We start from the raw sequence: 12851 nt of genomic DNA on the forward strand, positions 1-12851 counted from the left end.
CTTCATAACACTGAAATTTAATCCCCAGATCAGAGAAACAAGAGAAAGCCACAGATGCGTTTTAGAGATATTCATAAAAAGAGGTTATAAATGCAAGTCAAGGGGCTAACAGACCTACGTAGCCCCTTTTGAAAAAACACTTACTTAATTTCGACTTCTGCTCCGGCTGCTTCGAGCTTCGCCTTGATTTCTTCTGCTTCTTTCTTGCTGATGCCTTCCTTTACTGGTTTCGGAGGATTATCAACCAGGTCTTTTGCTTCCTTGAGCCCAAGGCCGGTGATAGCCCGCACTTCTTTGATAACCTGAAGTTTCTGAGCACCGGCACTCTTCAGAATCACATCGAACTCCGTTTTCTCCTCCACTTCTTCCACGACTGCCTGAGCTGCCGCTGGCGCCGCCACTGCTGCCACAGGCATTGCTGCCGATACTCCAAACTTCTCCTCCAGTGCTTTTACCAATTCTGCCAGTTCCAGAACGGTCATCTTTTCAATCGCTTCAATAATTTCTTCCTTGGTCATGGAAATTCCTCCCTTTTATTATTTCTTTTTCTCTTCAATCGCTCGTAAAACTCCTACCAGATTACGCAGGACACCCTGTAAAACAAATACCAGCCCCGCGATAGGTGCCTGAACTCTTCCCAAAAGCTGGGCGAGTAATTCCTCTCGTGAGGGAATTTCAGCCAGGCGTTTCGCCTCCTGAGCCCCAATACATTTACCACCCAACCATCCACCTCTGGCTTCAAGCTGGGGAAACTTCTTATTGAAATCGCTCAGAACCTTTGCAGTCTGAACCGGGTCAAAATAGGAAAAAACAAAAGCATTCTGACCTTTTAGGAGCTCTTCACCAGAAACAACGTTTGTTTGAGAAAGAGCAAGACGCATCAACGTATTTTTCACAACCTTCATTTCGCTTTGAGCACCACGAAGGCCTTTTCGAATTTGTTCAATATTCTGCACCGGTATACCAGAATAGCCGACCACAAAAATCGCCTGGCTTTTCTTGATCTTTTCACGAGTTTCTTCAACTATTCTTGTCTTGTCAGATTTCTCCAAATATCTTCAACCTCCCTTCTTTTCCAGGATAAAAAAGAAGACTCCTCGGGAAGGAGTCTTCTCACTCAAAAACTCTTGCCTCCCCAGGATATTTCAGCTTGTCGCCCCTGGTTCTCAGGCCCTGTATGTTCCTCCACACCAAGAAGAAACCCTATGCCACCCTCTTTTCCATTCGAGCCAGAGCCCCATTCACATCGATAGGGATACCAGGACTCATGGTGGTCGACATCACAAGTTTTTTAATATACCGACCTTTCGCCGCAGAAGGCTTCATACGGACAACGGCATCAAGTGCTGCATAGAAGTTATCAAGAAGCTGTTCCGCCGAAAACGAAACCTTACCCAAAGGCAAATGAACATTCCCATAGCGATCGTTACGGATCTCAATTCGACCTGCTTTGATTTCTTTTACCGTTTGAGCGATGTCAAAAGTGACCGTGCCAGTCTTGGCATTAGGCATGAGACCCCGAGGACCAAGTATTTTACCCAGTCGGCCCACCACCCTCATCATATCAGGAGTTGCCACAGCTGCATCAAAATCAACCCATCCCTCCTGAATTTTGGTCACCAGCTCTTCTCCACCTACGTAATCAGCACCAGCCTCCTGAGCTTCTTTCGCTTTCTCACCCTGAGCAAAGACCAGAACTCGTACTTGCTTTCCAATCCCATGAGGAAGAGAAACCGTACCCCGGATCTGCTGGTCAGACTGTTTCGGGTCAATCCCCAGATTAAAGACGACCTCCACCGTTTCATCAAAGCGAGCATTTCCCACTTCTTTCAGAATCTTTATTGCTTCTTCCGGGAGATACAACTTCCCCACTTCGATTTTCTCCTTCAACGCCAAATACCTTTTGCTTCTCTCAGGCATTCCTTATTCCCCCTTCTTTACCCTTCCACAACCTCAACACCCATGCTGCGCGCGGTTCCCTCGATAATGCGCATTGCTGCTTCAATACTGTTCGCATTGAGATCCGGCATCTTTTTCTCAGCAATCTCTCGAATTTTGGCACGAGTGATTTTTCCAACCTTGGTTCTATTTGGTTCCCCAGAACCCTTCTCTATGCCCAAAGCTTGCCGAATCAAAAAGGAAGCCGGAGGAGTCTTACACACAAAAGTAAACGACCGATCCGCATAGATTGTAATCTCTACTGGAGTGAGTACCCCACGATCTTTCTCCGTTCGAGCATTGAACGTCTTGCAAAACTCCATAATGTTCACTCCATGCTGCCCTAAAGCAGGCCCTACAGGAGGAGCTGGCGTAGCCATTCCTCCCGGAATTTGCAGTTTTACTATTGCCACCACCTTTTTTGCCATACCCTGCCCACCTCTTTACAGTTTCTCTATATCTGAGAACTCCAACTCCACCGGCGTCTCCCGGCCAAATATGGATAGAAGAACCACAACCTTACCTTTCTCCTGGTCAACACTGTCTACGGTTCCCGTATAATTGAGAAAGGGACCAGAAATCACCTTTACTGCTTCTCCTTTCTCGATATCCAGACGTGGTTTCCCCTTTTCGATACCGGTCTGACGAAGAATCACTTTGACTTCTTCCTCGTTCAGCGGTTCAGGCTTCATACCCGAACCAACGAAACCTGTAACCCCCGGGGTATTGCGAACCACGTACCAGGAACGATCATTCATCACCATTTCCACCATGACATAACCTGGAAACACTTTCTTCTTGGTAAACCTTTTCTTTCCTCTCTTAACTTCAATAGCCTCCTCCATAGGAACCACAACCCGAAAAATCTGATCCTGCATACCCATGGAGACAATACGGCGCTCTAAATTGGCCTTAACCTTGTGTTCACTCCCTGCCAGAGTGTGAACAACATACCATTTCTTTAGCATCGTCCATCTACCTTAAATATGCTCCCATCAGAAAAGTTAAAAGCAAATCCACAACCCCCAGAAACACACCAATCACCACAATGACCACTACAACCGTAACGGTACTATTCCACAATTCCTTCCTGGTCGGCCAGGTAACTTTTTTCAGCTCATACCACGCTTCCTGAAAATACCCCTTGAGAGACCGAAACCATTTAATCAAAAACCTTCACCCATCCTTTACTCTGATTTCCGGCAATTCATTGAGGAATTATATTTTTTTTCCCCATTTCTGTCAATCACACCACCACATTTTTCCCATTTAGATTCGATCAATACCGTGGCGTCTTAACCATTCTCGGAATTTCGCCTCATCCCCAAAAATTTCCTGATCATAATTCTCTTCCAGTTTTCGAATCTGTTCCACCAAATCAGGGTGTTCATGAACCATTTTATCCACGCTGACCTCGAATTCATCGCACATCGTACTCAGGTCATCCAAAGGAAGAGTAAGACCCAAAAGCGGTAAGAGTATTCGACAGGCAGACCGTATCCCTTTGGGGTTCGGTGCCTGAACATACATGGGAATCTCTACGACAATATTAATCATGTCCACATTTTTCTTCTTTGCCAGAACCGTCAGAAAAGTGGTAATACTCGCCGGACCTTCATATTCACTGAAACGAACACCATAAGGGAGAAGTTCACTCTTTAAGGCCTCATTGGAAACCGAACAAAAAATTCTTGGTTCTCTGGTATGAGGAGTGAGACCGCTGAAACTTCCCACAAAATAGATCCGACTTACCTTGAACTCATGAGCCAGAATAAAAAGGTTTTCTGCATATTCATGCCAGCGAATGTTTGGCTCTTTTCCAAAGAAAAGGATCAGATTCTCTCTCTCAGAGTAGAAAAAATGATTCTGAGGATAATGAAACTCCTGCACCATTCCTCCCCGAATCAGGGTATAGGGACGGAATTGAGCAACTTCCTCCATACTCCCGGGAAAATTAAATATGTAGAAATCCTGGGGTTCAATTTCAGCAAAAAACTGCGCTTTCAGCTTGTCCCGAAGATAGATCACCGTTCCCGTAGAAACACTTCCTCCATCCATCCACCCGGTAAAACCGAGAAGCATTCTGGGTTCGTTGAGCTGTGGTCGCCGATAAACGATAAGCTTTCCCATTACCTTCTCCATCCTAAAAAGTTGGCTCTGGCGAGCGCCGCGAAAGATTCTCGAAACGGGCGTAATCCTTTTGAAAGAGCAGTTCTATGGTTCCTACTGGACCATTCCTCTGTTTTGCCACGATCACTTCGGCAACCCCTTTTTTGGAAGTATTGGGGTTATAGTACTCATCCCGATAGATAAGCAGCACCAAATCCGCATCCTGCTCAATCGCTCCGCTCTCCCGCAAATCCGAAAGTTGGGGGCGCTTGGGACTCCTTTGTTCAACCGCCCGACTTAATTGTGAGACGGCAATAACTGGAACATTCAACTCTCTGGCCATGGCCTTGAGGGAACGAGAAATTTCAGAGATTTCTTGTTGTCTGTTCTCAGCCCTTCCGAAACCTCGCATCAGTTGTAAGTAATCAATCACCACAAGACCAAGGTTCTTTTCTGCTTTGAGACGCCTGGCTTTTGCTCGTAACTCCAGTACCGAAATCCCCGGAGTATCATCAATAAAAATAGAAGCCCCAGCTAGCCTGCCGGCCGCGTTTGCCAGCTCCGACCAATCCCTCTCAGAGAGGTATCCCCTTCGTACGCGTTCTGCATCAATTTTGGCTTCACTACAGAGCATTCTCTGAGCCAGCTGATCCTTGGACATTTCCAGACTGAAAATCGCCACCGGAACCTTCCAATTAATTCCCACATATTGTGCCACGTTGAGGCAAAAACTGGTCTTACCCATTCCTGGACGAGCTGCTACAACAATCAGATCGGAGGGCTGAAAACCAGCGGTTTTAGCATCGAGATCGACAAACCCAGAAGGAACACCGGTCACGTGGTCCTCTCGATGATAGAGTTCGGTAATCCTCTCAAATGCTTCATCCACAACTTTCTTTAAAGGCACAAAATCGTACCGAATCCGTTTCTGAGAAAGCTGAAGAACCAGATTCTGAGCCCGATCCAGAAGTTCACTGGCTTCGGCTCCAGCTTCATAGCATTCCCGGATAACTCTGGTACATAGGTTGATAAGAGCCCGAACAATTGATTTTTCTTCCACGATACGGGCATAGTACTCAACGTTGGCTGCCGTGGGAACAACGTTGACGAGTTGCGCCAGGTAATCCATTCCTCCTACCACTTCCAATTTGCCTTTCTGACGCAATTTTTCAGCTAGGGTTACCAAATCACAGGCCTTATCCTCTTCAAAGAGTTCGACAATACTCTCGAAAACCATACGATGAGCATCATAGTAAAAATCTTCGGAACGCAAAATATCGAGTGCCTTTAAAAGAGCATCTCGCTCAAGAAGCATCGACCCTAAAGTTGCCTGTTCGGCTTCCAAGTTGTGTGGCGGAACTCTCTCAATGCTCAGGATTCTTTCACTCCTTGTTTCTCGGTCGTTTCTTCAGGAAGAATATTCACGGTAATACTTGCAGAAATACCCTTTCCCAGATTTACTTTGACATTATGTTTTCTAAGGTCTTTCAGGGGTTCAGGTAACTCCAGATATTTACGGTCGAACTCAAAACCAACAAGGGTAGAAATAGCCTCAGCAATTTCCCTTGCCGTTACTGATCCATAGAGTTTCCCCTTTTCTCCCGCCCTTTTGGAAAAGGTCAAAACCATTCCCTCAATTTTATCCCGGAGCGCCTTTGCTTCTTCCAGTTCTTTTGCTTCCTGCATGGCTCTCTTTCGACGCAATTTTTCAATCTGCGAGAGATTACCGGGAGTCGCCTCAATGGCCATTTTTTTCGGAATGAGGTAATTCCGAGCGTACCCTTCCTTAACCTCGACGATGTCTCCTTCCTTCCCCAAATTTTTTACTTCCTGAATCAGAATAACCTGCACATCTTTCACTCTCCCTTCGAAATCCCACCTGAACGAAGTTTACGAAAGTCAAACCAGATATCAAAAACTCCCAGCCAGCTGAGTAAAGTTGAAAAAACCGGCTGAAAGAGCAGAAAGAAGAGAATAATTATTTTAATCATCCTAGAACGGATATAGCGACTCAAAAAATAGTATACCAGAGAAAGTCCATGAACCAAAAAAAGCATTTGAGTAACGATTTGCAGATTGACTCCCACCTTACCCAGAAAGGTATTACTTCCTATGAAAAGAAAAAGGAAGCTCAAAATAAAGGCCCAAAAAACCGAACGAGGCATCTGCCACCGACTGAAAGCCGCAATTTCAGGAAAGCGAATCCCGACCCTTTGACCTACCAGACGCCCCAGAAGGAAGTTGAACGTGGTATCAAACAGAGAAGCAATAATAAGCACTGCTGGTAAGGCCATTTTCATAAAGTCAATGATGCTCTGAATATTGGTCTCTCTCATGCCCTGGAATACACGAGAAACACTTCGTAAGGCTTCCTCCATAACAGCGATATTTTCAGCCAAAGGATTCTTTCCCAAAAGAAGCAACGCCACACCCACTAGAGCAAGCTTTGAAAGTAACGATACCACGGTATTCCAGGCAATCACTTCGAAAGCAGACCATCCCTTTTTAATCGTTATCCCCATGATGATTCCCAGAAGAGTAAAACCTAAAAGGCACGTCAAGGCCTGAATAACACCAGCAAAAGCGAAAACTACAAAGCTGGCAACCAGAGAAGTTAAAAAACCCACTTTCCAGTTCCACCGGATAACCAAAAACATGACCGGTAAAGGGCACAAAAAACTCAAAATGATTCCCAAGATGGGGATGTATATAGAAGCAAGATAAAAAATGACCGTGAGGGCTGCCAGAAAGGCACCCTCCACAGTCGGTTGTACTTTTTTCATAATAGCCTAATCAACGGTGTATGGCAAAAGAGCGATTTCTCGAGCCCGCTTTATTGCCTGCGCGAGTTCTCTTTGGTGCTTGGCACAGTTCCCGGTAATCCGGCGAGGAATGATTTTACCCCGCTCGCTCAAAAACCGTCCCAGATACTCAGCATCCTTATAATCAATGGTTGCTTTTCCCAAACAGAATACGCAAACCTTTCTCTTTTTACGGAAAAACTTCTTCCGTCCACCCAATTTATCTTCTCGCTCCACCATTTTCGATCCTCCCTTCAGGACAACTCAAAACTTCCGCCTTCCTTTCCGGCCTTCTTTTCTGTTCCTTCCCCCCGTTCCAACAAACGTCGCACTTCACTGGCCACAACTTCCCAGGCTTTCCTTTTCTGTCCACTTCCATCCTCATAGACGCGGACCTGCATTCTTCCCTCTATAAAGACCCAGTCGCTCTTTCTCAGATTTTCTCCACAAAAAAGGGCCAAGTCCTTCCATGCCACAACGTTGAAGTAGTCCACATACTCTTTTCCATCTTCAGCCACAACACCCCGGTACACTCCCAAGGGAAAGTTGACCACCGGGGTACCACTGGGAACGTATCGCACCACCGGTTTCTGTGTGAGAAAACCAATCAAAAAAATCTTATTCAGACTGAGCTGAGGCATCCCCAATCACTTCGTCACTTGGCGATTCAGGCGCTTTCTCTTCCTGAACCACTGAAGGGCGCTCTTGTTTTTTCTCCTCTTTTACCAGGATATGCCGTAAAATTCCTTCTGCAAGCCGCGCGACTCGGCTAATTTCTTCCACCTTGACCGGAGAAAGAAGAAAGCGGAAAAACACATAGTACCCTTCGTTGTGTTTCTCCACGGGGTACGCCAGTCTTCTCCGACCCCAGAGATTCACCGACTCTATCTCGCCTCCTTGCTCTGTAACAAGACTCTTCATTTTCTCCACCAGAGCATTGAGTTCTCCTTCAGAAAGAGTCGGCCTCACCACAATTCCCAGTTCGTAATGATTCATGGTATCAACCTCCCTATGGACTTTTGGTCTCACCCTTTCAGGCGAAACAGGGAAAATCTTCTATGTTCCCTCTTCCCAGGAAGCAAGATATGCTTCCTGACGAGGAGTCATCTTCTCCAAGGTCACTCCCAAAAGAGTCAACTTTAAAGCAGCAACTTCCTGGTCAATTTCAGGTGGAACCTTAAACACATCCTTCGCCATCATCGAAGCATTGTTTTTCAGATATTCCACCGAGAGTGCCTGATTGGCAAAGCTCATGTCCATGACCGCCGAGGGATGACCTTCGGCACAGGCCAGGTTAACCAACCGCCCTTCACCAAGAAGATAGATCTGTTTGCCATTTTTCAGAGTATATGCTTCAACCAGCGGTTTCACGGTCCTTTTATCAACACTTAAACTTTCAAGTTCCTGAACGTCAATCTCCACATTAAAATGACCAGCATTAGCCAGGACTGCACCGTCCTTCATGGCAACAAAGTGTTCACCTCGAATCACCGAGACATTTCCTGTGGCAGTAATAAAGAGCTCTCCCCACAGCGCCGCCTCACTCATGGACATAACCTCATAACCATCCATCAGAGCCTCAAGTGCTCGAACGGGGTCCACTTCCACCACTGCTACTCGAGCTCCCATGCCTTTGGTCCGAAGGGCTATCCCCCGTCCACACCAACCATAGCCAACCACTACCACCCTTTTCCCAGCAAGGAGAAAGTGGGTAACCCGCAAAATGGCTTCTACGGTACTTTGACCGGTGCCATAACGGTTATCGAACATATGCTTGGTATCGGCATCGTTGACCGCAATAATTGGATACGCTAACTCTTTCGATCGCGCCAGGCTGCGCAGGCGGATAACACCTGTGGTTGTTTCTTCCGTTCCCCCGATGATACCCTGAAGAATTTCACCTTTCAGGCGATGTGCCGAAGAAACAAGGTCTGCCCCATCGTCCATGGTTATGTGAGGGCGGAACTGTAGTACTTCTTGAATGTGGGCATAATACGTATCCCGATTTTCTCCCCGAATAGCAAAAACAGGAACCCCATAGTCCTGAACTAACGAAGCAGCCACCTCATCCTGAGTGCTCAGGGGGTTTGAAGCACATAACCGTATTTCTGCCCCACCCTCCTTAAGGGCAATCATCAACACTGCCGTCTCGGCGGTGACATGGAGACACGCTCCAATCCGTAATCCCCGAAGGGGTTTTGTTTGTCCAAAACGCTCTGCAATCCTTGCTAAGACTGGCATTTCCTTCAGAGTCCATTCAATTCTCTTCTTTCCTTCATTCGCTAAATCCGGTGAAGCAATATGACTCTCCATACTCCTGCCTCCCATTTTTTAAAGCCCTGCTAATTTGCGCAAGGCATCAGCCTTATCGGTCCGTTCCCAGGCAAAATCAGGATCATTGCGACCAAAGTGACCATAAGCAGCAGTCTTTTTGTAAATAGGGCGGCGCAGCTGGAGATCCTTAATAATAGCTCCAGGTCGTAAATCGAAGGTTTCTGCCACCAGCTTCAAAATCTCTTCATCAGGAATTTTCCCAGTTTGAAAGGTATCAACCGACATGGAGACAGGCCTTGCAACCCCAATCGCATAGGCCACCTGAAACTCACATCGTTCAGCCAACCCTGCAGCCACGATATTCTTAGCCACGTATCTCGCTGCATAACTTCCCGAACGATCCACTTTCGTGGGGTCTTTTCCCGAAAAACATCCTCCACCGTGTTTTCCAATCCCACCGTAAGTGTCCACCATAATTTTTCTTCCAGTAAGTCCAGTATCTCCCTGCGGTCCACCAATAACAAACCTTCCGGTAGGATTGACAAAAATTCTGGTGCTCACATCCAGATATTCCGAAGGAACAATTGGTTTGATGACCTGTTCTTCGAGATCCTGACGAAGGGTCGCCAAAGAAATATCAGGATGGTGCTGAGCAGAGACAATAATGGTGTCAACCCGAACCGGTTTCCCATCTTCATAATCAACCGTAACCTGGGTTTTCCCGTCTGGACGCAAATAAGGAAGGATCCCCTTTTTTCGCACCTCTGACAGACGAAAAGCCAGGCGATGTGCAATAACAATCGGAAAAGGCATCAATTCAGGGGTTTCTTTGCAAGCGTATCCGTACATCATTCCCTGATCTCCGGCACCCAGCGAAAGATCTTCATCCTGAACTTCTTCTCCCATTTTGACTTCCAGACAACGGTTTACACCCAGAGCAATATCAGGCGACTGTTCATCGATAGCCGTCAACACTGCACAGGTTTCAAAGTCAAAACCGTATTTCGCCCGAGTGTACCCGATATCCCGCACAGTATTTCGTGCCACTCTCGGTATATCAACATACGAGGTAGTGCTAACCTGTCCCGCTACCATGATAAGACCAGTAGCAACCAGCGTTTCAACCGCTACTCTCCCGTAAGGGTCTTCAGCAAAAATGGCGTCCAAAATCGCATCTGAAATCTGGTCAGCTATTTTATCGGGATGGCCCTCGGTTACCGATTCAGAGGTGATTTGATACTTCTTTTTCGACATCAAGCTGCCTCCTTTCTCCACTCATCCAAAAAAAAGAGCCTCCCCCTGGAGGCTGTAAACTCAGAAGGTGAATTTACCACAATTATGCCCCCGTGTCAACCTATTTCACCCAGGAGATCTACCCGTTCTCTTTCCGAGTACACTAAGCGAGCCTGACGCCAAAGCTTCTCTAACTGGTAGAACACTCGCTCTTCTTCCCGGAAGATGTGCACCATAATATTTCCATAATCAATGAGAATCCATTCGCCACTTTCCTCGCCCTCCACATGGAGTGGATATACATTTCCCGCCTTGGTTCGACGGATTACCTCCTCAGCAATCACTTTCGTTTGAATGAGCGAAGAACCACTACAGATAACCCAGTAGTCTGAAAACGGAAATAAACCCTTGAGGTCCAGAATAACCAAATCAAAGGCCTTCTTATCTTCAACCGCTTTTTTGACTGCCATCAGGATCTTTTTGTTCTCCAAAGCTCTCTTTCTCCTTAGTCAGAAAATTTTGAATGAACTCACGAGCGGCACTCAAGTCTGGCTCCCAGAAACTGATACCATTGGCATAGATTGGCTTCCCCGGCATGGTTTCTGTGATCAACCTCTTCTCCTCCAGACCTCGAAACCATATGGCCAGCTGGACAATATCTTCGGAAGAAAGGTTCGTATTAACCGATTTCTTCAGCTCCTCTACAATGGTCGAAACGTTCATCAGTACAGAAGGGTCATTCACTTTGGTCAGAAGCGCCTGAATAAAGGTTTGCTGTCTTTTGATTCTTCCAATATCTCCCAAAGGATCGTGGCGAAAACGAACATACTGGAGTGCTTTCCTTCCATTGAGCACCTGTTTCCCCGCGGGAATGTTGATATACAGATCCTGAGCTTTATCCACATACCGGAGCGGTTTTTCGACTTCGATTTCCACTCCCCCCAACGCATCAATGACTTTTTCGAAACCATCATAGTTGATTTCGACGAAATATGGGATTTCCAGCCCCAGAGCTTCTTCAACGGCCTTTTTCAAAAGAGCCACCCCTCCCCGCGCATAGGCATGATTCACTTTGTCTTGGCCAACACCAGGGATGGAAAGACGAGCATCTCGGGGAATGGAAAAAAGAAGAGCCTCTCCTATCCTGGTATTGATAAAAAGGAGCATTACGGTATCACTTCGTGCTGGTTTAATTCCATCCTGACCAACAACCAGAGAACAAAAAGTCTCTGGAAGAGTCTTGGCTACCGTATAATCAATCACTTTCTTCACCAAGCTCAAGCGGAAGGGATTCTCAATCCCAAAAAGCATAAAACCAAATAGAACCACTAATCCAATAAAAAAACCAAGAAAAACATAAAAAACCTTCCATCTCATCGGACCACGGTCTCCTTGTTCCAGGCCCTGAAACTCGCAGGATATATCGGTCTTTCCACAGAGAGGAGATACTCCAGTTTCATTTTTAAAGCCAATCTATATCCCCCTTCCAGATCTTCCCAGGCCTTTTTCCGAACTTCCGAAGCCTCCGAAAAATTTCTCCCTTCTTCGCCAAAGTCAGCGACAAAAATTATTTTATCAAATCGAGACATATGCTCACAGGACGTCGCATGCCAGCGAACTGCGTGAAGAATCCTGTAATCCGATATCCCTAACTCCTCCACAATGAGCGAAGGGCCGGCCAAGGCATGCCATATTCCGGGAATTGAATAAACTTCCTCCTCAACCCAAGAAGGAAGAAAACCTTTCAACATGCTCAGTTCCCGATCCCGAGCGTAATCATGGACTAGACCAGCAAGATATGCGTTCTCATGGTCTTCACCATAACGAAGACTGAGTTTTCTCGCTTCTTCAGCCACACGCAAGCAGTGAGCGAATCGATCTGGCGTAAGATATCTTTTGAGAATTTCAAAATAGTTTTTAAGTTCTGTATAGTCCATTTTTGTAAATGTAATGCTCCACTGCCTCGGGTAAAAGATATTTAATCGATTCCCCTTTTTTAACTCTGCGACGGATCTCAGAGGAAGAAATCGCCAGAGCTGATACTTCTATCACTTTGATTCTTCCCTGTAAGGAACTTTCCAGGCACAACCTGTAACCAGGACGAGAAGCAGCCACAAAGGTACAGAGGTTGAGCAATTCTGCAGGGTTATTCCAGTGAGAAATCTGCGCAAAAGCATCAGCACCGGTAATAAAGAAAATTTCAGTGTCCTCGCCCCACATAGATTTGAAATAGCGCACGGTATCAATGGAATAGGATGGCCCAGGTCTTTCTATCTCCACCCGAGACACACGAAAGTATGGGTTTGTTACCGTAGCCAGCACCACCATGAGGTAACGGTGCTCGGGATCGCTAATCTCCTGACCGATCTTATGAGGGGGACGAGCAGAAGGGACAAACACCACCTCTTCCAGGTCAAAATAGTCCCGCACCTCCTCAGCAGTGACCAGATGTCCATAATGAATTGGATCAAAAGTACCTCCCATAATACCCTTTTT

General features: G+C 46.4%; 19 protein-coding genes. All 19 read right to left on the reverse strand.

All coding sequences use genetic code 11. The features are described from left to right. Positions 1-140 precede the first annotated feature (140 nt). The 19 genes from rplL to nadD all read right to left on the reverse strand — a co-directional run bounded on the left by rplL (position 141) and on the right by nadD (position 12839). Positions 141-518 (reverse strand): 50S ribosomal protein L7/L12, encoded by a 378-nt coding sequence (rplL, locus tag ABDK92_01835; GenBank protein MEN3185363.1) that lies wholly within the window; start codon positions 516-518, stop codon positions 141-143. 18 nt (positions 519-536) lie between these two features. Continuing rightward, entirely contained in the window at positions 537-1052 is a 516-nt protein-coding gene (rplJ, locus tag ABDK92_01840) for a 50S ribosomal protein L10 (protein MEN3185364.1), read from the reverse strand. A gap of 151 nt (positions 1053-1203) precedes the next feature. Continuing rightward, positions 1204-1920, reverse strand: coding sequence for a 50S ribosomal protein L1 (gene rplA, locus ABDK92_01845; protein ID MEN3185365.1), 717 nt, complete (start codon positions 1918-1920; stop codon positions 1204-1206). 17 nt (positions 1921-1937) lie between these two features. Next, complete coding sequence (gene rplK, locus ABDK92_01850; GenBank protein ID MEN3185366.1) at positions 1938-2366, reverse strand: 50S ribosomal protein L11; 429 nt, start codon at positions 2364-2366, stop codon at positions 1938-1940. A gap of 15 nt (positions 2367-2381) precedes the next feature. After that, the gene (nusG, locus tag ABDK92_01855) at positions 2382-2906 is read right to left on the reverse strand and encodes a transcription termination/antitermination protein NusG (GenBank protein ID MEN3185367.1); all 525 of its coding nucleotides are present in this window, start codon (positions 2904-2906) and stop codon (positions 2382-2384) included. Between the two features lie 7 nt (positions 2907-2913). Then, positions 2914-3108 carry a preprotein translocase subunit SecE gene (secE, locus tag ABDK92_01860; protein MEN3185368.1) on the reverse strand — a complete coding sequence of 65 codons (195 nt, stop codon included), beginning with the start codon at positions 3106-3108 and terminating at the stop codon, positions 2914-2916. A 99-nt stretch (positions 3109-3207) separates the two neighbouring features. After that, complete coding sequence (locus ABDK92_01865; GenBank protein ID MEN3185369.1) at positions 3208-4068, reverse strand: PAC2 family protein; 861 nt, start codon at positions 4066-4068, stop codon at positions 3208-3210. A gap of 13 nt (positions 4069-4081) precedes the next feature. Continuing rightward, the gene (dnaB, locus tag ABDK92_01870; GenBank protein ID MEN3185370.1) at positions 4082-5422 is read right to left on the reverse strand and encodes a replicative DNA helicase; all 1341 of its coding nucleotides are present in this window, start codon (positions 5420-5422) and stop codon (positions 4082-4084) included. Next, the gene (rplI, locus tag ABDK92_01875; protein ID MEN3185371.1) at positions 5419-5898 is read right to left on the reverse strand and encodes a 50S ribosomal protein L9; all 480 of its coding nucleotides are present in this window, start codon (positions 5896-5898) and stop codon (positions 5419-5421) included. The genes dnaB and rplI overlap by 4 nt, the downstream gene beginning before the upstream one ends. Positions 5899-5903: 5 nt before the next feature. Beyond that, entirely contained in the window at positions 5904-6830 is a 927-nt protein-coding gene (locus tag ABDK92_01880; GenBank protein ID MEN3185372.1) for a YybS family protein, read from the reverse strand. A 6-nt stretch (positions 6831-6836) separates the two neighbouring features. Continuing rightward, positions 6837-7088, reverse strand: a complete 252-nt coding sequence (rpsR, locus tag ABDK92_01885) for a 30S ribosomal protein S18 (protein MEN3185373.1) — start codon at positions 7086-7088, stop codon at positions 6837-6839. Between the two features lie 14 nt (positions 7089-7102). Then, positions 7103-7489, reverse strand: a complete 387-nt coding sequence (locus tag ABDK92_01890; GenBank protein MEN3185374.1) for a single-stranded DNA-binding protein — start codon at positions 7487-7489, stop codon at positions 7103-7105. After that, positions 7467-7844: a 30S ribosomal protein S6 gene (rpsF, locus tag ABDK92_01895; GenBank protein ID MEN3185375.1), complete on the reverse strand. Its 378-nt coding sequence runs from the start codon at positions 7842-7844 to the stop codon at positions 7467-7469. The genes ABDK92_01890 and rpsF overlap by 23 nt, the downstream gene beginning before the upstream one ends. A 60-nt stretch (positions 7845-7904) precedes the next feature. After that, on the reverse strand, positions 7905-9161 hold the full coding sequence (locus ABDK92_01900) for an adenosylhomocysteinase (protein MEN3185376.1): 1257 nt from the start codon (positions 9159-9161) through the stop codon (positions 7905-7907). Positions 9162-9179: 18 nt separating this feature from the next. Then, positions 9180-10376, reverse strand: a complete 1197-nt coding sequence (gene metK, locus ABDK92_01905; GenBank protein ID MEN3185377.1) for a methionine adenosyltransferase — start codon at positions 10374-10376, stop codon at positions 9180-9182. A gap of 95 nt (positions 10377-10471) precedes the next feature. Beyond that, a complete protein-coding gene (rsfS, locus tag ABDK92_01910) occupies positions 10472-10825 on the reverse strand; it encodes a ribosome silencing factor (GenBank protein MEN3185378.1) in 354 nt (117 codons plus the stop codon). Beyond that, positions 10803-11732 carry an LCP family protein gene (locus tag ABDK92_01915; GenBank protein ID MEN3185379.1) on the reverse strand — a complete coding sequence of 310 codons (930 nt, stop codon included), beginning with the start codon at positions 11730-11732 and terminating at the stop codon, positions 10803-10805. The genes rsfS and ABDK92_01915 overlap by 23 nt, the downstream gene beginning before the upstream one ends. Further along, positions 11729-12292, reverse strand: a complete 564-nt coding sequence (yqeK, locus tag ABDK92_01920) for a bis(5'-nucleosyl)-tetraphosphatase (symmetrical) YqeK (protein ID MEN3185380.1) — start codon at positions 12290-12292, stop codon at positions 11729-11731. Before yqeK ends, ABDK92_01915 begins: the two co-directional genes overlap by 4 nt. After that, complete coding sequence (gene nadD, locus ABDK92_01925; protein ID MEN3185381.1) at positions 12273-12839, reverse strand: nicotinate-nucleotide adenylyltransferase; 567 nt, start codon at positions 12837-12839, stop codon at positions 12273-12275. Before nadD ends, yqeK begins: the two co-directional genes overlap by 20 nt. Positions 12840-12851: the final 12 nt, after the last annotated feature.

This window comes from Atribacterota bacterium (genome assembly GCA_039638595.1).
Classification (GTDB): domain Bacteria; phylum Atribacterota; class Atribacteria; order Atribacterales; family Caldatribacteriaceae; genus Profundicultor; species Profundicultor thermophilus.